This window comes from Streptomyces sp. NPDC001508, from assembly GCF_040298665.1.
In the GTDB taxonomy this organism is placed as follows: domain Bacteria; phylum Actinomycetota; class Actinomycetes; order Streptomycetales; family Streptomycetaceae; genus Streptomyces.
This window is the reverse complement of the sequence record NZ_JBEPAP010000018.1, coordinates 84386-105806: the sequence shown is the minus strand read 5'-3', so window position 1 is coordinate 105806 and position 21421 is coordinate 84386. Positions and strand designations below refer to the sequence as shown.

At 70.8% G+C, this 21421-nt stretch carries 19 protein-coding genes, 1 tRNA gene and 1 pseudogene; 8 read left to right on the top strand and 13 right to left on the bottom strand.

All coding sequences use genetic code 11. The features are described from left to right. Positions 1 to 698 precede the first annotated feature (698 nt). Positions 699 to 772: transfer RNA gene (locus tag ABT245_RS18655), tRNA-Thr, on the bottom strand. 206 nt (positions 773 to 978) lie between these two features. Between ABT245_RS18655 and ABT245_RS18650 the strand changes: the two genes are divergently transcribed. The 3 genes from ABT245_RS18650 (at position 979) to ABT245_RS18640 (ending at position 3652) form a co-directional block, all read left to right on the top strand. Next, positions 979 to 2115 carry an ABC transporter ATP-binding protein gene (locus ABT245_RS18650; RefSeq protein WP_351734829.1) on the top strand — a complete coding sequence of 379 codons (1137 nt, stop codon included), beginning with the start codon at positions 979 to 981 and terminating at the stop codon, positions 2113 to 2115. Positions 2116 to 2357: 242 nt separating this feature from the next. After that, positions 2358 to 2816, top strand: coding sequence for a hypothetical protein (locus tag ABT245_RS18645; protein ID WP_351734827.1), 459 nt, complete (start codon positions 2358 to 2360; stop codon positions 2814 to 2816). A gap of 104 nt (positions 2817 to 2920) precedes the next feature. Beyond that, a complete protein-coding gene (locus ABT245_RS18640) occupies positions 2921 to 3652 on the top strand; it encodes a nucleotidyltransferase family protein (RefSeq protein WP_351734825.1) in 732 nt (243 codons plus the stop codon). Between the two features lie 6 nt (positions 3653 to 3658). Here ABT245_RS18640 and ABT245_RS18635 read toward each other — a convergent pair. From ABT245_RS18635 to ABT245_RS18600, 8 genes and pseudogenes are all read right to left on the bottom strand, one after another. Beyond that, positions 3659 to 4339, bottom strand: a pseudogene (locus ABT245_RS18635) (IS200/IS605 family accessory protein TnpB-related protein); the annotation flags it as partial. A 604-nt stretch (positions 4340 to 4943) separates the two neighbouring features. Continuing rightward, the gene (locus tag ABT245_RS18630; RefSeq protein ID WP_351734823.1) at positions 4944 to 6671 is read right to left on the bottom strand and encodes a DoxX family protein; all 1728 of its coding nucleotides are present in this window, start codon (positions 6669 to 6671) and stop codon (positions 4944 to 4946) included. 117 nt (positions 6672 to 6788) lie between these two features. Next, positions 6789 to 7730: a 23S rRNA (guanosine(2251)-2'-O)-methyltransferase RlmB gene (rlmB, locus tag ABT245_RS18625; RefSeq protein ID WP_351734821.1), complete on the bottom strand. Its 942-nt coding sequence runs from the start codon at positions 7728 to 7730 to the stop codon at positions 6789 to 6791. Positions 7731 to 7829: 99 nt separating this feature from the next. Continuing rightward, on the bottom strand, positions 7830 to 9230 hold the full coding sequence (cysS, locus tag ABT245_RS18620) for a cysteine--tRNA ligase (protein WP_351734819.1): 1401 nt from the start codon (positions 9228 to 9230) through the stop codon (positions 7830 to 7832). A gap of 216 nt (positions 9231 to 9446) precedes the next feature. After that, positions 9447 to 9851 (bottom strand): PPOX class F420-dependent oxidoreductase, encoded by a 405-nt coding sequence (locus ABT245_RS18615; protein WP_351734817.1) that lies wholly within the window; start codon positions 9849 to 9851, stop codon positions 9447 to 9449. A gap of 61 nt (positions 9852 to 9912) precedes the next feature. Next, positions 9913 to 10482, bottom strand: a complete 570-nt coding sequence (gene ispF / locus ABT245_RS18610; protein WP_502982147.1) for a 2-C-methyl-D-erythritol 2,4-cyclodiphosphate synthase — start codon at positions 10480 to 10482, stop codon at positions 9913 to 9915. Beyond that, positions 10472 to 11248 (bottom strand): 2-C-methyl-D-erythritol 4-phosphate cytidylyltransferase, encoded by a 777-nt coding sequence (ispD, locus tag ABT245_RS18605; protein WP_351734815.1) that lies wholly within the window; start codon positions 11246 to 11248, stop codon positions 10472 to 10474. Before ispD ends, ispF begins: the two co-directional genes overlap by 11 nt. Positions 11249 to 11580: 332 nt before the next feature. Continuing rightward, positions 11581 to 12063: a CarD family transcriptional regulator gene (locus tag ABT245_RS18600; protein ID WP_003953493.1), complete on the bottom strand. Its 483-nt coding sequence runs from the start codon at positions 12061 to 12063 to the stop codon at positions 11581 to 11583. A 603-nt stretch (positions 12064 to 12666) separates the two neighbouring features. Between ABT245_RS18600 and ABT245_RS18595 the strand changes: the two genes are divergently transcribed. After that, complete coding sequence (locus ABT245_RS18595) at positions 12667 to 13332, top strand: copper chaperone PCu(A)C domain-containing protein (RefSeq protein WP_351734813.1); 666 nt, start codon at positions 12667 to 12669, stop codon at positions 13330 to 13332. Between the two features lie 83 nt (positions 13333 to 13415). Here ABT245_RS18595 and phoP read toward each other — a convergent pair whose 3' ends face one another. Both phoP and phoR read right to left on the bottom strand, forming a co-directional pair. Next, positions 13416 to 14087, bottom strand: a complete 672-nt coding sequence (gene phoP, locus ABT245_RS18590) for a two-component system response regulator PhoP (RefSeq protein ID WP_466437636.1) — start codon at positions 14085 to 14087, stop codon at positions 13416 to 13418. Between the two features lie 5 nt (positions 14088 to 14092). Then, on the bottom strand, positions 14093 to 15352 hold the full coding sequence (phoR, locus tag ABT245_RS18585; RefSeq protein WP_351734810.1) for a two-component system sensor histidine kinase PhoR: 1260 nt from the start codon (positions 15350 to 15352) through the stop codon (positions 14093 to 14095). Between the two features lie 227 nt (positions 15353 to 15579). On the opposite strand from phoR, the gene phoU reads away from it, so the two are divergent. Both phoU and ABT245_RS18575 read left to right on the top strand, forming a co-directional pair. Beyond that, a complete protein-coding gene (gene phoU, locus ABT245_RS18580; protein ID WP_351734808.1) occupies positions 15580 to 16269 on the top strand; it encodes a phosphate signaling complex protein PhoU in 690 nt (229 codons plus the stop codon). An 849-nt stretch (positions 16270 to 17118) separates the two neighbouring features. Further along, positions 17119 to 17274 carry a hypothetical protein gene (locus tag ABT245_RS18575; RefSeq protein WP_351734806.1) on the top strand — a complete coding sequence of 52 codons (156 nt, stop codon included), beginning with the start codon at positions 17119 to 17121 and terminating at the stop codon, positions 17272 to 17274. A gap of 82 nt (positions 17275 to 17356) precedes the next feature. Here the strand turns inward: ABT245_RS18575 and ABT245_RS18570 are convergent, their stop codons facing one another. Then, a complete protein-coding gene (locus tag ABT245_RS18570) occupies positions 17357 to 18445 on the bottom strand; it encodes a hypothetical protein (RefSeq protein WP_351734804.1) in 1089 nt (362 codons plus the stop codon). Between the two features lie 286 nt (positions 18446 to 18731). Between ABT245_RS18570 and ABT245_RS18565 the strand changes: the two genes are divergently transcribed. After that, positions 18732 to 20069 (top strand): DUF1254 domain-containing protein, encoded by a 1338-nt coding sequence (locus ABT245_RS18565; RefSeq protein ID WP_351734802.1) that lies wholly within the window; start codon positions 18732 to 18734, stop codon positions 20067 to 20069. 3 nt (positions 20070 to 20072) lie between these two features. Continuing rightward, the gene (locus ABT245_RS18560) at positions 20073 to 20420 is read left to right on the top strand and encodes a YidH family protein (protein WP_351734800.1); all 348 of its coding nucleotides are present in this window, start codon (positions 20073 to 20075) and stop codon (positions 20418 to 20420) included. 111 nt (positions 20421 to 20531) lie between these two features. On the opposite strand, the gene ABT245_RS18555 is transcribed toward ABT245_RS18560, so the two are convergent. Next, the gene (locus tag ABT245_RS18555; protein ID WP_351734798.1) at positions 20532 to 21293 is read right to left on the bottom strand and encodes a phosphoglyceromutase; all 762 of its coding nucleotides are present in this window, start codon (positions 21291 to 21293) and stop codon (positions 20532 to 20534) included. Between the last annotated feature and the right edge of the window lie 128 nt (positions 21294 to 21421).

The window sequence follows — 21421 nt, the reverse complement described above, 5'->3', positions numbered from 1 at the left end:
GCACGAGGTGCGCTGGCTGACCGTGCCCTTCCCGGCGTTCCGCGGACTCGCCGAGCTGCCCGTGGTCCTCGATCCGGAGCGGATCGCCGGCTGAACGCATCGCCGACCGGCCGGGACCCGGGCAGTGGTGAGCCGGACATGCAGATCGTCGCGGGGCCTCCCCGAATCTGACGTGCGGGCTCCGGACAACGACCGGCGCGGATTCGCCGGGCCGGCTCTCGGACCGGCTGCGGACCTCGGAAACCGTACGTGCGCCACTGCCCGCCTTCGCTCCCTCCGCCGCGGGAACCGGCCGGCCGCCTCGAACTCCTCCGCAAGGAGGTCACGGCGCCCACGGCGCTCACAGCGCTCACAGCGCTCTCCAACGAAGGCGGGACCGGAGACTTCCCCACCGCGCGGGACGGCGTCGAACCGGGCCGCCCCAGGCCGTCACCGCCTTCGCTCCAAGCGCCCTCGACGGCCTCCACCGCGTGCCACCGGCCCCGGGGCGGGAACAGCCGGTCGCCGGCACGCAGGACGATTTCTTCGACTTCTTCGACTTCTTCGACGCGCTCGTCCGCCGGAGGCTCCCGCACGCCCGACAAAGCAGGCGGCCGGGACGGAGACGGACCGGCACACGAACGGCCCCGGACGAGGAGTCCGAGGCCGAACAGAGCCTCTCAGCCGGGAAAAGTCCCAGGTCAGAGTGGGTTTACCAGAGCCCCCTGTCGGATTCGAACCGACGACCTTCGCTTTACAAGAGCGGCGCTCTGACCAGCTGAGCTAAGGAGGCGTGCGGATGCGCGCTCGTGCAGTGTACCCAGGTCCCCGGGGCGTCCTGTCGAAAGTTTCCGCGAAGTTCACAGTCCCCCAGGTAATGACAGATCGGGGAAACGCGAGGTACCGTCCTGATCCAGTTCACCCACGTGGACTACACCATCCACCTTCCTACTCGGATCGTCCGGCACGTTCCTGCCGGTAGAAGGGGGCCTGCTCACCATGGCCACTGTTACGTTCGACAAGGCGACCCGGATCTACCCGGGTTCCGAGAAGCCCGCCGTCGACTCGCTCGACATCGCGATCGAGGACGGCGAGTTCCTCGTCCTGGTCGGCCCGTCCGGCTGCGGCAAGTCCACCTCCCTGCGGATGCTCGCCGGTCTGGAGGACGTCAACGGCGGCGCCATCCGCATCGGCGAGCGCGACGTCACCCACCTGCCGCCGAAGGACCGGGACATCGCCATGGTGTTCCAGAACTACGCGCTCTACCCGCACATGACGGTCGCCGACAACATGGGCTTCGCGCTCAAGATCGCCGGCGTCAACAAGGCGGAGATCCGCAAGAAGGTCGAGGAGGCCGCGAAGATCCTCGACCTCACCCAGTACCTGGACCGCAAGCCGAAGGCGCTCTCCGGCGGTCAGCGCCAGCGTGTCGCCATGGGCCGCGCCATCGTCCGCGAGCCGCAGGTCTTCCTCATGGACGAGCCGCTGTCCAACCTGGACGCCAAGCTCCGCGTCTCCACCCGTACGCAGATCGCGTCCCTCCAGCGCCGCCTCGGCATCACCACCGTCTACGTCACCCACGACCAGGTCGAGGCCATGACGATGGGCGACCGCGTGGCGGTCCTCAAGGACGGTCTGCTCCAGCAGGTCGACTCGCCGCGCAACATGTACGACCGTCCGGCCAACCTGTTCGTCGCCGGCTTCATCGGCTCCCCGGCCATGAACCTGATCGAGGTGCCGATCGCCGACGGCGGCGTGAAGTTCGGCAACAGCGTCGTCCCGGTCAACCGCGAGGCGCTGAAGGCCGCCGCCGACAAGGGTGACAAGACGGTCACGGTCGGTGTGCGCCCCGAGCACTTCGACGTGGTCGAGCACAACGGCGGCGCCAGCGCGTCCCTGTCCAAGGACAGCGAGGACGCCCCGGCGGGCCTCGCGGTCTCGGTGAACGTCGTCGAGGAGACCGGCGCCGACGGCTACGTCTACGGCTCCGTCGAGGTCGGCGGCACCCAGAAGGACCTGGTCGTCCGCGTCAACAGCCGCTCCGTCCCCGAGAAGGGCACGAAGGTGCACGTCGTGCCGCGGCCGGGCGAGACCCATGTGTTCTCGACCTCCACGGGCGAGCGCCTCACCGACTGACCACCGTCCGGCCTCCGCCCGGTCTCCCCTCGGAGCGGAACAATCCCGGTGATTCACCCAGGTTGACGAATCAGGGCCCCGCAGGCTGCTGCGGGGCCCTTGCCGTTGTCGATAAATTCCCCGACAAACAAGCGCATTTCGAGCAGTGTGCGTCAACTCCCATCCAGGAAAGGGCACTTCTCCGTCCCTCGAACCGGTGACCAAATGTCGCCAAATCATTACCGGGCGCTACCCTCACACGCGTGAAGCACTCCACCACCCAACAGACGCGGCGCGGTCGCCGGGGCCCCGCCCGCCGTATCGGCCGCACCCTCGCCCTCGTCCTGCCCGTCGTCCTGGTGCTCTCCGGGACCCTCGCGGTGACCCGAGTCAACTGGTCGGGGAACCCGTCGAACTCGGTGCTCACCGCCTCGGACGTCTCCTCGGTGAGCAGTTCCGCCCGGACCGTGCAGCGCGCGCCACAGGACGTACTGCGCGACCAGCTGATGGCCGAACTGCAGGAGAAGAACCCGGGCGCGGTCCTCACCCACCTCCAGCAGGCCGTCAACGGGCGCCCGTCACTGGCCAGGCACTGCACGTCCATCGCCCGCGCCCTCGGCCAGGCGGCCGTGCGCATCTACGGCGCCCCACGCGCGCAGTCGTACGCCCGCCCCGTCTGCGACACCTCCTTCGCCTCCGGCGTGCTGACCGCGCACGACTAGTGCTGCGACCGCCGGGCAAGCGGCCGTCGAGAAGTGGGTAACGGCTGCACAAGGGGCCGGTCGCGACCGGCCACCACGGGTGGGGCGCCACGTACAGTTCGGGCATGACCGATCCGAACGCCGCGTCGCGCCCCACTCAAGCCGTCGTCCTGGCCGGCGGCCAGGGCTCCCGGTTGCGCCCCTACACCGACGACCGGCCCAAGCCGATGGTCGAGATCCCGGGCACGGGCACCCCGATCATCGGCCACCAGCTGTCCTGGCTCGCCGAGGAGGGCGTCACGGACGTGGTGGTCTCCTGCGGGCACCTCGCCGAGGTGCTGCAGAAGTGGCTGGACACGGCCGACCTGCCGGTCCGCGTCAGCACCGTCGTGGAGACCGAGCCGCTCGGCCGCGGCGGCGGGCTGAAGTACGCGGCGGCCCACCTTCCCCACCCCGACCGGCCCTGGTACGCGACCAACGGCGACATCTGGACCCGTTTCTCGCTGCGCGAGATGGCGGACTTCCACACCGAGCGGGACGCCGTCGCGACCCTTGCCCTGGCCCGGCCGCGCATCCCGTGGGGCGCCGTCAAGACGGACGGCTTCGGCCACATCACGGACTTCATCGAGGCGCCGCCGTCGACCTTCGAGATCAACGCGGGTGTGTATGTGTTCTCGTCGGAGTTCGCCGCGATGCTGCCCGAGCGGGGCGACCACGAGCGCACCACGTTCCCGCGCCTGGCCCGCGAACGCCGCCTGGCCGGCTTCCCGATCCCCCACGGCGCGTACTGGCGCGCCATCGACACCGCGAAGGACCTCACGGAAGCAGCAAAGGAACTGACAGCCTTGGGCCACTGACCGTTCCTAGAGACTGAGCGGGAGTGGGTCCTGTTGCCGGAACCCGTGCTCAGCCGAACGCCCCGAACGGTGTTGGGCGTTCTGGTCCACCGCGTTCACTCCGTATCCGGCGCGCACGGATCGTGTCCGTGGTCCGGGAATGCGGGGGCGGTTTCCCTCACGCCCCGGGGCCACCGATCCGGCCTGGACGGTCCGATGCCCCGCACGATCACTCCGCTCGTGCGGGGGCAGTGCCGTCCGTCGCCGGACCGGATGTCCCAGGGCGCGCCTGCCGATCGCCACGGCGGCCGCGTCGTGGCGAGTGGTTGTGCGGTTGTTGCCCGTGAGGGGTTTCTGCCAGTGCTGGGCACCCCACTGGGAGGTGTAGGCCGGGTCCACGGCGACGAGCGGGATGCCGAGTTCGGCCGCCATGGATACGAGCCGGGCCCGCAGCCTGGACACAGGCATGCCGGAGATGAGCTTGCGGAAGCGCTTCTTGCGGCCGTGTTTCTCCCGGGTGGTCCCGGCGGTGAAGTCGAGGTCTTCGACGGCGATCGCGAGGTGGTGGTACCTGGCCCAGTGCAGCAGGCGGATCAGTGCGTGCCTGACCTGGGCGTCGCGGTGGCTGGTGGTGCCGGTCAGGTCGTAGCCGAAGCGGAGGGGCCGGCCGACGGGGTTGCCGTGTGTGTCCAGGCGCCAGGCGGCGATGGGGGTCCCCCCGCGCGAGCGAAGTACGGGAAGCCCCAGGGGATCCGGCCCTCTACAGCACGGAGTTCCCCGGGCACCCGCCCCCGCCGACACGGGGGCCCCGGCGCGGGAAGGGGCCGCACGTCCATCGCTCGTACGGAGGAAAAGCACCGCACGGGGGAAGAGAGCCGGAAGCCCCGGCACCGCAAAGGATCCAGCTCAGGGAAAGGGCCCGCACGTAGAAGGGCCCGGACAGCCCCACGTGCCTCCGGCGGACGGCCCCCTCCAGCACGGCATGCCCCAACTCGGGAGCCCTTGCGGCCCAGGGCCCCCACGGCCCGGGAGGCCCCCGCCTCGGAGTCTCCGGAGCACGGGCCCCCTATAACGCGGGAGGCCCCCGCCTCACAGCCCTTCCAAGCACAGGGCGCCCCGGCCGACGGGCCGGCGCGGGCTTCTCGGGGGGCGGTTACGCTCCGGCACGGGTTGTCCGGGCCGGAGTTGGCACTGGTGCGGGTCAGAAGCCCGTACGGCAGCCATGCCTTCGAAGAACCGGGTACGGGGGAGGTGGACCCCGGCTGAAGGAGGCCGGTGCCCGGGGCCCTTGTGGGGGCTGCTGGGGCGCAGGTCAGCCGAGGAGGCCGCCGACCAGGTGGCCCGGCTGGCCCGAGGTGGAGGAGCCGCCGCCGTCCGAGCCGCCCGTACCGCCTGAGCCGGGCGAACCGCCCGAGCCGCCGGAGCCGCCCGCACCGCCCGAACCGCCGGTCTGCGTGCCGCCGGAGCTGGGGCCCGCGCTGGTGCTCGGCGCCTGCCCGGCCGGCGAGGTCCGCCGCGGCGGGGCCTGCCCCACGGCACCCTGGGTCTGGCTCGGCGAGCCGCCGGTGGCGGTGCCGGACGAGTGGGCCGCGCCCGGGGTCGTCGCCGCGCCGGACCCGGACGGATCGGCGCCGGCCGTGGCACCCCCGCTCGGCGCGTCGGAGGCCGACGGGCCGGTCGGGTGCCCGCTGCCGGACTCGTCGGGGAGCGGCGAGCCGGGCACGTTGTTGCGCGGGGCCTCGCCGGGTCGGGGCACCACCACCCGGCTGGAGTCACGCACGGCACCGCCGAGGAGGGAACCGATGAGCAGGGTGAGGCCGACGGTGACGGCGGTGACGAGGGCGCCCCGGCGCAGCACATAGCGGCGCAGCTCCCAGATGTCGGAGCGCGGCCCGAGGGTGCGCCAGGCCCGGCCGGCGAGCCGCCCGTCGACGGAGTAGACGGGCGCGCCGGCGATGATCAGCGGGGACCAGGCGGCGAGGTAGATGATGTCGGGCGCGTCGTAGGCGGGGACGGTCTTCCAGCTGACGGTGACGATCAGCGCGGCCGAGAGCCCGGCGCCGACCACCGCGGCGACCCGCTGCCAGCAGCCCAGGATCGTGAGAACGCCCACGACGACCTGGAAGAAGGCGATGACCAGCCCGGAGCCGACCGGATGCTGCAGGGCGAACTGGCGCAGCGGCTCGGCGACGTCCCAGGGGTGCAGGGTGTTGAGCCACTTCACCATGGAGCCGCGCTTGCCGCCGTCGAAGTAGACGGGGTCGCAGAGCTTGCCCATGCCGGCGTAGACGGAGATGAAGCCGAGGAAGATGCGCAGCGGGAGCAGGACGACGCCGAGGTTCATCCGGCGGCCGGGGTAGTAGGCGTGCCGGGCCGGGTCGTCGCCGTGCCGCCTGCCCGAGGGCGCCTCGTCCGTCCCGGCCGGTTCGTCGTAGTCCTCGTAGTCCTCGAACTGCTCGTCGCTGTAGCCGGGTTCGTCGTACGCGCTGCCGACGGTCCGCATGCGCGGCAGCAGTCTGGTCTCACCGGGGCCGGGCGTGCGCTGGTGGCCGACCACGGGTGTCTCGACGGTCCGGTCGAGGTCGTCGTAGCCGCCGTAGCCGTAGTCGCCGTACCTGCCGTGGTCGGGGTCGATCCGCGGGATGACCCGGGTGCCCGCGATGTCGAGGGACGGCTCGTCGGCGTGGCGGACGCTGCCGCCCCGCACCGCCTGGAGCAGCCGGTGGGCGCCGCTGTCGTCGGGGGCCGAGCGGCCGCTCCAGATGACCGGCCGGCGCCGCGCCACGGCCGGACCCACGCCGCCCGCGGCGCCGCCGACGGGGATGCGCGCGGTGTCGTGGGCGGCACTCGACTGCCCGCCGATGCGCGGGTATTGGCTACGCCATGTCGAGGCGCCCAGCTGCACCCGGAAGCTCGCGTGGTTGACGATGACCTGCGCCGGATCGCTCGGCACCTTCACCATGCTCAGCGCGGGAGCGTCGTCGAATCCCGACGAGCGGTCCCCCGTGGGTGTGCGGGGTGTTCTGGTGTCCACACTCATCTAACCGAGTGATGCGGAGTTAGGACACTGCCTGGACCGGGCGGATCTGTCCGGACCGCGTCAAGCATGTCCAGGACGCCGGAATTAACCCGTACGGGTGAACTGACGCATGCGCGTTCAGGCCCGTCGGCGAGCCGCCTCGTACAGCACGATGCCGGCCGCCACGCCCGCGTTCAACGACTCGGCGCCGCCCGGCATGGGGATGCGGACCCGGAAGTCGCAGGTCTCGCCGACCAGTCGGGACAGGCCCTTGCCCTCGCTGCCGACGACGATCACGACCGGGCCGTCCAGGGCGTCCAGGGCGCCGAGTTCGGCCTCCCCGTCGGCGGCGAGGCCGACGACGACCATCCCGGCCTTCTTGTACGCCTCCAGGGCACGGGTCAGATTGGTGGCGCGGGCGACGGGTGTACGGGCGGCTGTACCGGCGGACGTCTTCCAGGCGCCGGCGGTCATGCCCGCCGCGCGGCGCTCGGGGACGACGACGCCGTGCCCGCCGAAGGCGGAGACGGAGCGGACGACGGCACCGAGGTTGCGCGGGTCGGTCACCCCGTCGAGGGCCACGATCAGCGGGTCCTCGCCCGCGTCGTGGGCGGCGCCGACCAGGTCCTCCGGGTGGGCGTACTCGTACGGCGGGACCTGTAGGACCAGCCCCTGGTGGTTGAGGCCGCCCGTCATCCGGTCCAGTTCGGGGCGCGGCGCCTCCATGAGGTTGATGCCGCCGCGCTCGGCGGCGAGTCGCAGGGCCTCACGGACCCGCTCGTCGCTGTCGATGAACTGCTGTACGTACAGGGTGGAGGCGGGCACGCCCTCGCGCAGCGCCTCGACGACCGGGTTGCGGCCGACGACCATCTCGGACGACGCCTTCCCGGCGCCCCGGCGCTGCGGCGGACGGCCCTGTGTGCGGCGGGTGTGCGCCGCGGCGGCGCGCTGCTTGGCGTGCCCCTTGCGCATCTCGGCGGGCGGGGTCGGTCCCTTGCCCTCTAGGCTCCGGCGCCGCTTGCCGCCGCTGCCGACCTGCGCGCCCTTCTTGCCGGACATGCGGCGGTTGTTCGCGGCCATGACCCACTACCTGTCTGTTGAAGCGTCGTACGTATGTCTGTGCGGTTGTGCCGCCCGGGCGGCCGGGCAACACCGTCGATCACCGGGTTCCCGGCGGGCTCAGCGCGGGCCGAGGCTCCAGCGGGGACCCTGCGGGCTGTCCTCGATGGCGAGGCCGGTCTGGTTGAGCTGGTCGCGGATGGCGTCCGCGGTGGCCCAGTCCTTGCGGGCGCGGGCGGACTCGCGCTGGTCGAGGACGAGCCGTACCAGACTGTCGACCACGCCGTGCAGATCCTCGCCGCGGTCGGCCTCGCCGGCCCAGTGCGCGTCCAGCGGGTCCAGGCCGAGGACGCCGAGCATGGCCCGCACCTCGGCGAGCCGGGCCACGGCGGCCTCCTTGTCGTCGGCGGCGAGGGCGGAGTTGCCCTGCCGGACGGTGGTGTGCACGACCGCGAGGGCCTGCGGGACGCCCAGGTCGTCGTCCATCGCCTCGGCGAAGGCGGGCGGGACCTCGACCGCGGGCTCGACCACTCCCCCGGCCTTCTCCATCACGCGCTGCACAAAGCCCTCGATCCGCGCGAACGCCGACTCGGCATCGCGCAGCGACTCCTCGCTGTACTCGATCATCGAGCGGTAGTGCGGGGTGCCGAGGTAGTAGCGCAGTACGATCGGCCGCCACTGCTTGACCATCTCGGAGACCAGGACCGAATTGCCCAGCGACTTGGACATCTTGTCGCCGGCCATGGTCACCCAGGCGTTGTGCACCCAGTACCGGGCGAAGTCGTCGCCGTACGCCTTGGCCTGGGCGATCTCGTTCTCGTGGTGCGGGAAGATCAGGTCGAGACCGCCGCCGTGGATGTCGAACGCGGTGCCCAGGTACTTGTGCGCCATGGCGGAGCACTCCAGGTGCCAGCCCGGGCGTCCGGGCCCCCACGGCGTGGGCCAGGTCGGCTCGCCGGGCTTGGCGGCCTTCCACATGGCGAAGTCGCGCGGGTCCCGCTTGCCGGTCTCGCCCGCGCCGGCGGGCTGCTGGAGGTTGTCCAGCTCCTGCCGGGACAGCTCCAGGTACTGCGGGAAGGACCGCACGTCGAAGTAGACGTTGCCGTCCGCCGCGTAGGCGTGTCCGCGCTCGACGAGTCCCTGCATCATCTCGACCATCTCGGGCACATGGCCGGTGGCGCGTGGCTCGTACGTCGGCGGCAGGCAGCCCAGCGCCTGATAGCCGTCGTTGAACGCGCGCTCGTTCTCGTACCCGATCGACCACCACGGCCGGCCCTGTTCCCGGGCCTTGACGATGATCTTGTCGTCGATGTCCGTGACGTTCCTGATGAAGGTCACGGCGTAGCCGCGGTACTCGAACCAGCGGCGCATGATGTCGAAGTTGAGGCCCGACCTGATGTGCCCGATGTGCGGTGCCGCCTGCACCGTGGCGCCGCACAGGTAGATCGAGACACAACCCGGCGTGAGCGGGGTGAAGTCACGGATCTGCCGGGCGCTGGTGTCGTACAGGCGAATGGTCACCACTCCAGGGTAGTGGGCGCGGGGCAGTGCCTCGCGACCCTTCGCCCAAGGGCCGCGCATTCGTGACATCGCGTGCGGGACCCCGGCGGTGCCGGGCCCCGGCCCGCATCGCGCGGGGCCATCGGCGATCGGCGGCGGATCGCGCACGGGCCCCTGTCCGATCGGCGGCTGATCGCGCGCGGGGCCCTCTGTGATCGGCGGCGGATCGCGCACGGGTCACACGGAGCCGGCGACCCGGTGGGGGGTGATCCGCACCACCACCCGCTCGGCGTCCTGGGCCGACGCGGGGTTGAACTCGGCGTACTTCTTGCCCGTGTACTTCAGGCTGAGTTCCTCGATGAGTTTCTGGCCGCCCTCGGTGGTCAGTTCGGCGACGCCGCGGATCTCGGCGTACTCGTAGGGCGAGTCGGGGTCCTGCACGACGACGCTCACCCGGGGGTCGCGGTCGAGGTTGAGCTTCTTGCGGCGGTCGGCCGTCGTGGAGATCAGGATCTGGTCGCCGTCCCGCTTCACCCACACAGGGGACAGCTGCGGGCCGCCGTCGGGCTGGAGCGTGCCGAGCACGATGAAGACGGGGGTGTCGAGCAGGGCCTTGAGCCGGTCGGACAGGGCGGCGGACATGCGGGGTACCTCCTGGTCTGCGGCGACGATACGGCGACTCTGCGGGTACCCTCGCACGCCCTCAATCCACCCGCACGACGAGCGCCGTGGCGATCGCCATCAGCCCCTCGTCCCGGCCCGGGAAGCCCAGGCCGTCGGTGGTGGCGCCGGAGACCGAGACGGGGGCACCGGCCGCCGCCGAGAGGATCTTCTGGGCCTCGTCACGGCGCTTGCCGATCTTCGGGCGGGACCCGACGACCTGCACCGCGACATTGCCGATACGAAAGCCGGCGGCGCGCACGATGCGGGCCGCCTCCGTGAGCAAGGTGATGCCGGACGCGCCGGACCACTCGGGGCGCCCGGTGCCGAAGTGCTGCCCCAGGTCACCGAGGCCGGCGGCGGAGAACAGCGCGTTGCACGCGGCGTGGGCGACGACGTCCGCGTCGGAGTGGCCCGCGAGGCCGGGGCCCTCGCCCTCCCACTTCAGGCCGGCGCACCACAGTTCGCGGCCTTCCTCGAAGGCGTGGATGTCGGTGCCGATGCCGACCTGGGGCAGCAGCGGCCCCCGGTCAGCAGCGCCGGAGGCACCGGTGGCGTCAGAAGCGTCCGAGACGCCGGAGGTACCGGTGGCGCCGAGAGCGTCAGAAGCCATCGTTGAGCCTCCTGCGGGCGAGGACCGCCTCGGCGAGGACCAGGTCCAGCGGGCGGGTGACCTTGAACGCCTCCTCGTGGCCCGGGACGACCACGACCTGCTCGCCGAGCCGCTCGACCATGCCGGCGTCGTCGGTCACATCGTCGGTGACCGACGCATGGGCCCGCACCAGCGTCCGCCGGTCGAAGCCCTGCGGTGTCTGCACCGCGCGCAGCCTGGCCCGTGGGGGGGTGGCCAGCACCGGCTCGGGCGCGCCCGGCCGCGCGGCGGGCTCGACCTCCTTGACGGTGTCGGCGAGGGGCAGCGCGGGCACGACGGCGTGGGCCCCGTCCCGGACCGCCTCGATCACCGCGTCCACCGTGTCCACCGGCACCAGCGGGCGGGCCGCGTCGTGCACGAGGACGATGCCGTACTCCGGCGGCAGCGCGTCGAGGCCGAGCCGCACGGACTCCTGGCGCGAGTCGCCGCCGGGCACGACCAGGAAGTCCGTCCTCCCCCAGCTACCGCCGGGGGTGTCCCCGGGCAGCGCGTGCGCGTCGAGCAGCGACTTGACCTCGGCGGCGCCTTCCGGCGGGGCCACGACGACCACGAGGGAGACGGCGCGGGACGCGGCGAGCGCGCGCGTCGCGTGGATGAGCATGGGGGTGCCGCTCAGCGCGCGGAGCGCCTTGGGAGCGCCCGGGCCGAGGCGTACGCCCCGGCCGGCGGCCGGAATCACGGCGGCGACGAGGGACGGCGTGGGGGAAGGGCGGGAAACGTCAGACATCGGTTCCTGTCAGGTTTGTGTGCTCGGCCTACGTGGGTATGGCCTGGAGAGTGCCGGGCGCGACGCCTTGACCGGACCCTTCCGTGACCCCGGTCGAGCCTGCTGCCCGGGCCCGGCACATCGAGTATCCGGGGGTTTCCCCGCGGTGCACGGGGGCTTTTCCTGCGGCGTACGACATTCAGGACACGCATATCCGGGACGTCGGACGCCCGGATGTCCGGACGTCGATGCCTGAGGGGACGGACATGCCGCAGCGCCCGGCGACAAAAGATCGTCATCGGGCACCGCGGCATTTCACTGTGCTGAGCAGAGCGGGCGTAGCCTGCCTCGTGTCAGGACGCGAGCACCTCGTCGAGCAGGGCCTCGGCCTTGTCCTCGTTGGTGTTCTCCGCGAGGGCGAGTTCGCTCACCAGGATCTGGCGGGCCTTGGCGAGCATGCGCTTCTCACCGGCGGAGAGTCCACGCTCGCGCTCACGACGCCACAGGTCACGCACGACTTCCGCGACCTTGATGACATCGCCGGAGGCGAGCTTCTCCAGATTTGCCTTGTATCGACGCGACCAGTTCGTGGGCTCCTCGGCGTACGGCGCGCGCAGCACCTCGAAGACCCGGTCCAGCCCGTCCTGACCGACCACATCACGCACGCCGACGAACTCCGCATTGTCCGCTGGCACACGCACCGTCAGGTCACCCTGGGCGACCTTCAGCACCAAGTAGGTCTTGTCCACGCCTTTGATCTGACGAGTTTCGATGGCCTCGATCAGCGCGGCCCCGTGATGGGGATAGACCACGGTGTCGCCAACCTTGAACGTCATGTGACAGGTACCCCTTCCGTGGCTATCCAGGGTAACACGGATACGGCGTCTTCTGAATGGCGTTTTCGCAGGTCAGGGCATATCTCGGGGCTTGACAACTACGCCAGGAACGTGCTTCGCGGGGTCACCGGAAGCAGGTATTCGCAGGTCGGAGCGCTTCTCCGGGCGGAGGGAAACGCATGCCTTACACACCTCTGGCGGCACCTCCGAGTGGACGAACGTCCCCATTTGTCCGGTTCCAGGCGTGCGACTTCCGCTACTCCGTTCGGCGGCTTGAGCCGGGTGCGAGACGAATCCGGAATTGATCACAGCCGTACGGCCGAGCGGTACGTGATCAATATCCGGAGCGTCCCCGCATTCCTTCACGTAAATTTTGCGCCACCTGTTATGTGAATGCCGCACGAGCACGGAGCCAAACGGAGTCAGAGTGACTCGGCAGTCACTTGTGCGGCGTGGGCGTACCCCCTGCGGGAGGGATGCGGGGCGCTTGGGGAGGGTCGGGTGCGGGCCCGTGTGAACGGCTCGGTAGCCTGAGCGCGCCGACAGATACTTAGGGCGGCTTTATCAGGGAGCCGCCCCTGCGTTCAAGGAGTTGCCGCCGCCGTGAGCAGCAGCCTTCGACGCGGCGCCCTCGCCGCCTCCGCCATCGTGTTCTCGATCGCCTCGCTCGCCGCATGCGGCGCCGGAAACAACGCACAGACCTTGGAGGTCAAGCCGGACAACGCGGCCACGAAGGTCGGCACTCTCAAGGTGCAGAACGCGATCGTCGTGACCCAGCCCGAGTTGCAGTCCACGGGTCCGGCGGTGGTCGCCGCGACCATCTTCAACGACGGCAGCACCGACGAGACCCTGCAGTCGATCGTCGTCGCCGGCACCAACAAGTCCGCCCAGCTCTCTCCCGCCAAGGGCCAGTCGCTCACCATCCCGCCCGGCGGCTCACTGATCCTCGGCGGCAAGAACAACGCCTCCGCCGTGCTGCCCAGCAGCCGCGAGGCGATCCAGGACGGCAACGCCCAGAAGATCACCTTCACCTTCAGCAAGGCCGGTGATGTGAGCCTGCGCGCCTTCGTGGTGCCCGCCGAGAGCTACTTCAGCTCCTGGGGCCCGAGCGAGATCCCGTCGGCCACCGCCTCGGCCCCGGCGGCCCCGGGCGCCACCGCGAGCACCAGCGCCAAGCCGTCGCACAGCGGCACCGCCGCGGACCCGTCGGCCTCGGGTGAGACCACCGCGAGTGCCACGGCCTCCGCCACCACGTCGGCCGGTCACTGAGCGGCCGGTCCGCGACGACACCGCCTTACGGCAAAGGGCGGCGCCTTTCGGGGCGCCGCCCTTCACCGTGTGCACACAGCGGTCTACGGCTCAAACTTGTAGCCGAGGCCGCGGACCGTCACCAGGTAGCGCGGCGCGCCCGGGTCGGGCTCGATCTTGGCGCGCAGGCGCTTGACGTGGACGTCCAGGGTCTTGGTGTCGCCGACGTAGTCGGCGCCCCAGACGCGGTCGATGAGCTGCATCCGGGTCAGCACGCGCCCGGCGTTGCGCAGCAGCATCTCCAGCAGGTCGAACTCCTTGAGCGGCAGGTCGACCTTGGAGCCCGCGACGGTGACCACATGCCGGTCGACGTCCATCCGGACCGGGCCGGCCTCCAGGGCCGCGGGCGTGACCTCCTCCGGCTCGCCACGGCGGCGCAGCACGGCCCGGATACGGGCCACCAGCTCCCGCGAGGAGAACGGCTTGGTGACGTAGTCGTCGGCTCCTATTTCCAGGCCGACGACCTTGTCGATCTCACTGTCCTTCGCGGTGACCATGATCACCGGGACGTTGGAGCGGCCGCGCAGCTGGCGGCAGACCTCCGTGCCGGGCAGGCCCGGCAGCATCAGGTCGAGGAGGACGAGGTCGGCGCCGTTGCGCTCGAACTCGTCGAGTCCGTCGGGCCCGGTGGCCGCCACGGCGACCTCGAAGCCCTCCTTGCGGAGCATGTACGACAGGGCGTCGGAGAAGGACTCCTCGTCCTCGACGACGAGCACTCGGGTCACGGAAGGACCTCCGGGGCGGGAAGCGTTTCGTACGCGGTCGGGTCGTGGGTTGGGGACTGCCCGTCCTCTTCGTTGAGGTCGGGGTGCTGCTGAGCACGGTCGCGGGCCGCACCCGCCTCCGGCAGCCGCAGAGTGAACGTGGAGCCCTGGTTCTCGGCGCTCCACACCGTGACCTCCCCGCCGTGCGAGGCGACCACGTGCTTGACGATCGCGAGACCCAGACCGGTGCCACCGGTGGCCCGGGAGCGGGCCGGGTCGACGCGGTAGAAGCGCTCGAAGATACGCTCCTTGTCCTTGTCGGAAATGCCGATGCCCTGGTCGGTCACCGCGAGTTCGATCATGTCGCCGCCCGACCCGCTGAGCCGGCGGGCGGCGATGCCTACGCGGGTGCGGGCCGGTGAGTAGTTGACGGCGTTCTCGACAAGGTTGCCGAGGGCGGCGGCGAGCTGTCCGCGGTTCCCCCAGACATGCAGGTCGGCGGTGCCGCCCGCGGCCATGGTGATCTGCTTGGTGCCGGCCTGGTGGCGGCAGCGGTCGATGGCCTCGGCGACCAGCTCGTCGACCCGGACGGGCTCGGCGTCCTCCAGGGGGTCGTCGTTCTGCACCCGGGACAGGTCGATCAGCTCCTGGACCAGGTTGGTCAGGCGTGTCGCCTCGATCTGCATACGGCCGGCGAAGCGCTGCACGGCCTCCGGGTCGTCGGAGGCGTCCATGACGGCCTCCGACAGCAGGGACAGCGCCCCGACCGGGGTCTTCAGCTCATGGCTGACGTTCGCGACGAAGTCGCGGCGTACCGCCTCGATACGGCGGGCCTCGGTGAGGTCCTCGACCAGGAGCAGCACCAGTCTTGAGCCGAGCGGCGCCACCCGCGCGGACACCGCCAGAGCCTCGCCCCGGCCGGTACCGCGCCGGGGAAGGTCCAGCTCCACCTGCCTTATCTCCCCGTCGCGCCGGGTGTCCCGCGTCATCTGGAGCATGGGCTCCACGGCCAGCTTGCCGCCGCGCACCAGCCCGAGGGCGTACGCGGCCGAGCTGGCCTTGACGACCGCGTCGGCCTCGTCGAGCACGACGGCGGAGGAGCGGAGCACGGACAGCACGGTGTCCACACCCGGCGGAAGCACCGGGTCCGTATGCAGGGAGGTCCGTGTCGGGCGCTTCTGCTCCCGCTCGCTCCAGCGGAACGCCAGCATGGCGATGACACCGGTGAGCACCCCGGCGATCGCTGCCGCTGCGGCGACCGCCGCGTTCACGTCCATGCATCAAGGTTAGGCATGGGGTACGACATGCCCACAGCCGTCGGAGTGCGACCTCGAACACTCGTCGCCCAGAGTTCACCTTGGAGCCAGCATTGGTTCATTTGGGGTGGCACAAACGGACGCGTACGAGCCGGACCGTGGGAGCGTGGGGTTCGCACCGCCTGGTTTCACCACGGGCCCCGGCCCCCGGAAACCCCACCGAAGGACACGTACGAGAGGGAACCCTGATGCGGGACGCGTACCACGAGGAACTGGACTCGATCGGCGACGGACTGGTGGAGATGGCCCGGCTGGTCGGATCGGCCATCGGGCGCGCCACGACGGCGATCCTCGACTCCGACCTCAAGCTGGCCGAGAACGTGATCGAGGCCGACCAGAAGGTCGACGAACTCCAGCACGACCTTGAGGCACGGGCGATAGCCCTGCTGGCCCGGCAGCAGCCGGTGGCCACCGACCTGCGGATCGTCGTCACGTCCCTGCGTATGTCGGCCGACCTGGAGCGCTCCGGCGACCTGGCGCAGCATGTGGCGAAGCTGGCCCGGCTGCGCTTCCCGGCGCGCGCGGTCCCGCACGACCTGCACGCCACCATCCTGGAGATGGGCCAGCTCGCGCAGCGGCTGATGGCGAAGGCCGCGGAGGTCATCATCACCAAGGATGTCGACCTGGCGCTCCAGCTGGAGCAGGACGACGACGAGATGGACCTCCTGCACCGCGCCCTGTTCCAGCACCTGATGGACGACCGCTGGAAGCACGGCATCGAGACCGCCGTGGACGTCACGCTGCTCGGCCGCTACTACGAGCGGTACGCCGACCACGCGGTGGCCGTCGCCAAGCGCGTGGTGTACCTGGTGACGGGCGAGCACGCGGACGAACTGCAGCCGGACATCAAGCCGGTGACGGGGGTCGAGGAAGCGTAGCCCTCCGGGGGCTGGGCCGGGACCGAACGGCCGGAGCCGGAAACAGACGGCTGGCCGGCCGGGATCGGACGGGCAGGACCGGGAACGGACAGCCCGAGAACCGGGATCGGACAACCCGGAGCCAGGAACGGACGACCCGGTAACCGGGTCGGACGGGCAGGACGCCGGCAACGGGCGGGCAGGGGCGGGAACGGACGGCCCGGGAGCCGGGATCGGACGGGCAGGGCCAGGGACGGACGGCCCGGGAACCAACGGCCAAGGCCGGGAATGGACAGCCCGGTAACCGGGAGCGGACGGGCAGGACGCCGGAACGGACGGGCAGGACCGGGAACGGACTGCCCAAGAACCGACGGCCAGGGCCGGGGACGGTCCTGGCCGTCCGGGGACGCTCCCGGCTCCTTCCGGGACGGCACGGCTCCCTCACGGACGGTCCTCGCTCCTTCAGGGACGGCACGGCTCCCTCACAGACGGCCCTCGCTCGTCCGGGGACGGTCCTCGCTCGTCCGGGGACGGCACCGGCTCCCTCACGGACGGTCCTTCCTCACTCGTCCGGGGACGGTTTTCGCTGCTTCGGCGTCGGTCGGCTCCTTCGGAGACGGTCCCGGCTCCTTCACGGACGGTCCCGGCTCCTTCGGGACGCTCCCGGCTCCTTCACGGACGGTCCCGGCTCCTTCGGGACGCTCCCGGCTCCTTCGGGACCGTACTGGCTCGGGTGGTGGGTGCTCGGGGCTCGGACGTGGGCGCTCCGGATGTGCGGGCGCCTCCGTGCGCCGTTGATGCGCCCGAGGGAACGGGCATGGAATGGGCAGAAGGCGCCAGGCGCCAGCCTCTAGGTCTCCAGGAGGACCCATGGCCGAATCCCCCAGCACCATGCCCGACCCCACGCGGGAGCGCGAGACCGAACAGCCCACCGAGATCAGGAAGCTCCAGCTCATCGGCGCGTGCGGCTGCGGCTCGGGCTGCGGCTGTGGGTGCCAGTCGGGCAACCCCTGCCAGTGCGGCTGACGACAACCGCCACTTCAGAAGGGCCCGGGTGACGTGCGTCACCCGGGCCCTTCTGCGCATGCCCGCCGGGTATGCCGGTCGCTCACAGCCGCGAGGCGGTCCCGCACCCGGCGTCGCCGGCCCCCCGCATGCGCGCGTCCATCGACGTACTCCGGTCGTACGGGTCCACCTCAGGACCGTCTCCCTTGCCCGCGCCGTCCGTGTCGAACCGGGGGGTGAGATAGCCGGTGAAGGTGTCGCAGCCGCCGTTGGCGGTGTCCACCCTGTAGGAGACGAGGGAGAACGTCCCCGGCTCGATGACCACCTTCGCCGGGTCGTCCCAGCTCACCACGACCTCGCGGCGCACGATGGTCCGCGTGACCTCGTCGCCTTCCGCCGCGGGTGCGACCGGATAGACGTACGTGACGTCGGTGGACACCTCGACCGCGCCGCGCTCACCCTCCCGGTACGTGATCCGTCCCCGTGTCTTGACCACGTCCCCGACGAGCCGGGCCCGCGCCGTGTCGAACCGGCTGAACAGCAACAGGGGATCGTTCTCGCGACTGGGCGCGCGGAACGCGGCCGCCAAGTAGTCCTGCACGTCCTGCTGATGCGGATTGATCAAGGCGATCGCCTTGCCCGGCCGCTCCCCGCGCAGCACGGCGGGACTCAGACTGGACGCGGCAAGGAAGTCCCGGGTCCTGTCGAGTGCCTGCGCGACCTGCTTCTTGCTCATCCAGCCGGTCGCCCGCGCCTCGGGCAGACCGATCCCGGCTGTCCCGTCTGCCCACCGTGCGGCGGGCGACCCCTTGAACGGCCGCTCCAGAGTGGGCAGTTGGGCCGCTTCGGTCGGCGGCGGCTGGTCCGGACGCACCGACTCCACGGCGAGCGGCGCGCCCTCATTGCCGTCACCGCCCCCGAACCAGCCGGTCAGCCGGCCCGGAGCCAGCGCCACAGCCAGTACACCGGCCGCGGCCAGCAGGCCGACCACGTACCAGCCCTTGCCCCCGCGCCGCCGGGCCGGTCCGTGACCGCGCCACGGCTCCGGCGGGCCGGTCTCCTCCCGCAGCCGTCGCGCCACCATGCGGGCCCGCGCGGACGGCTCCTGCGGCGCGCCCGGCGCCCCGGCCTCGGCTTCCCGCAGGAAGCGCTCCCACTCCTCGTCCGATATGGACCCTTCGCCCTTACCCACGAAGCGTTCCCCGCCCCCTACTCATCTCCCGGCCCCTCCCCAGGACCACCCATCGCCCCGCATCATCACACAGCCCCACCCGACTCCCCGTTCCACCGCCGCCACCGCCAACACCCGCCGCCGGCTTGCCCGGTGGATTCCCGGCTTCCCTGTCACGGCCCCATCCAGAGTGACGGCGGTCACTGACGGTCATACATGGTGGTCGCCGGTTCTTGGGGTGCGGGCCATGACCGGGCTTCATATCGTGGAGCGTACGGGGGTTCCTGCGAGTGCCCAGGAGAAGCCGATGGCGGATGAGCAGCTGGAGCAGTTGGCCACGGAGGCGTGGTTGTACGGGTATCCGCTGATGACGGCGGCCGTGTCCAGGGACGTCATGACAGCGGTCGCGGCCCGTGACGATGATCGGCGCAAGGCTCCGGTCAACCAATTCTGCTATATGCGCCGTACCCCGGATGCCTCATTCACCGAGGTCGTCTCCCCGAATGCCGACACCCTTTACTCCAGCGCATGGCTGGACCTCTCCGAAGAGCCGCTGGTGCTCAGCCTGCCCGACTTCGGGGACCGGTTCTGGATGGTGCCGATCCTCAGCGCCTGGTCCGATGTCTTCGCCGTCCCCGGCAAGCGTCAGCACGGCCCGACGGCCGGCCCGTTCCTGCTGGCCGGGCCTTCTTGGTCCGGGCAGGCCCCGGAGGGCCTGACGGTGCTGCGATCGCCCACGGCCGTGAACTGGATCATCGCCCGGTATGCCACCAGCGGTCCATCGGACTATCCCGCCGTTCACGACCTTCAGGACCGCACCCGGCTCATTCCTCTGTCGCAGTGGACCGGGAATCCCGACGACTACACTCCGCCGAGTGACGTCCCTGTCGCGGCCCAGGTCGACACCACCACCGCGCCCGTCGACCAGGTCGACCGTCTCAGCGGCTGGGAGTATTTCGCGCTCCTGAACCAGCTCATGGTCGACAACCCGCCCTACCCCGCTGACGCCGCGTTCCTCGACCGCCTGACCCGGCTCGGCATCTCGCCCGGCGCGGCTCTCGACAGCCCACCGGAGGAAGTGCTGGCCGCCCTGAACTCCGCGGCTGCCCGCGGCCCCAAGGTGTTGCACGATCTCATGGCCCAGGCCGAGTCCCCCGGAAATCAGGTCAACGGATGGACAATTCACCGGGGCCTCGGCGACTACGGGACCGACTACGCCAAGCGCGCAATCGTCACCTGGGTCGGTTATGGCGCCAACCTTGACGTCGACGCTCTGTATCCGCACGCCACCACCGACGCGAACGGAGAGCCCCTCGACGGCGCCAACCGCTATGTCCTGCACTTCGACGCGGGCCAGACTCCGCCTGCCCGGGGATTCTGGTCGCTGACGATGATGAACGATCGCCAGTTGTTCGTCGACAACCCCCTGGACCGCTACGCGATCGGTGACCGCAGCGGTATGCGCACCGACTCCGACGATTCCCTGGACATCTACATCCAGCACGACCATCCCGGGCCCGACCGCGAAAGCAACTGGCTCCCAGCCCCCGAAGGCAGCTTCAACCTCTTCCTACGCCTTTACTGGCCCGAGGAGCCCGCCATCACCGGAGCCTGGGCCCCGCCGCCAGTGCAACGAACCAGCTGAACCGTGATCCCGGACACGCCCAAGGGCCCATCGCCGAACACCGGCAGCCGCGCCCGGGACCACCTGGCCAACGAACGCACGTACCTCGCCTGGCTGCGCACCGGCATCAGCATGGCCGCCCTCGGAGTAGCCGTCGCCAAATTCGCACCCCACCGGGGGATCCACGCCGTAGCCTCCGGAGGCATCCTCCTCCTGGCCGGACTGCTCATCAGCGGATACGGCACCTACCGCTACCGATCCGTCGGACAACGACTCGAAGCCGGCCTCTACGCCCCCGCACGCTTCGCCCTCATCGCGGCGGCCACGGGCATCACCCTGCTCGCTCTCCTCGCCATCATCGTGCTCCTCTGACAGCCACACCCCTCCAACACAAACCCAGCCCCCACCACCACGACCCAGCCCCCACCAAAAAGCCCCCGCCCCGCGAAGAACTCACAGACCGAGGGCTCAAAAGATGGACGCCTACTTCTTCTTGCCCTGGTTTTTCACTGCCTCGATGGCTGCTGCTGCCGCCGCTGGGTCGAGGTAGGTGCCGCCCGGGGTGAGGGGCTTGAAGTTCTGGTCGAGGTCGTAGGCCAGGGGGATGCCCGTGGGGATGTTCAGGCCCGCGATGTCGGCGTCCGAGACGCCGTCCAGGTGCTTGACCAGGGCGCGCAGGCTGTTGCCGTGGGCGGCGACCAGGACCGTGCGGCGCGTGAGCAGGTCGGGGACGATGTCGTCGTACCAGTAGGGGAGCATGCGGACGACGACGTCCTTCAGGCACTCCGTCTTCGGGCGCAGCTCCGGCGGGATGGACGCGTAGCGCGGGTCGTCCGACTGGGAGAACTCCGCGCCGTCCGCCAGCGGGGGCGGCGGGGTGTCGTAGGAGCGGCGCCACAGCATGAACTGCTCCTCGCCGAACTCGGCGAGCGTCTGCGCCTTGTCCTTGCCCTGGAGCGCACCGTAGTGGCGCTCGTTCAGGCGCCAGGAGCGGTGCACCGGGATCCAGTGGCGGTCGGCGGCCTCCAGCGCGAGCTGCGCGGTGCGGATCGCGCGCTTCTGGAGGGACGTGTGGACCACGTCGGGCAGCAGGCCGGCGTCCTTGAGCAGCTCACCGCCGCGGATCGCCTCCTTCTCGCCCTTCTCGTTGAGGTTGACGTCCACCCAGCCGGTGAACAGGTTCTTCGCGTTCCACTCGCTCTCGCCGTGGCGGAGCAGGATCAGCTTGTACGGTGCGTCGGCCATGCCTCAGAGCGTAATCCACGCATTCGGCCCCCCGCGGAAGCGCCCGAAGACCGGACGGTTGACGGCATCTGTTAATCGAGTGGCCCTCGCCGAAGGCCCTCTCGTAAGTTGTGCCCAACGCTTGAGCC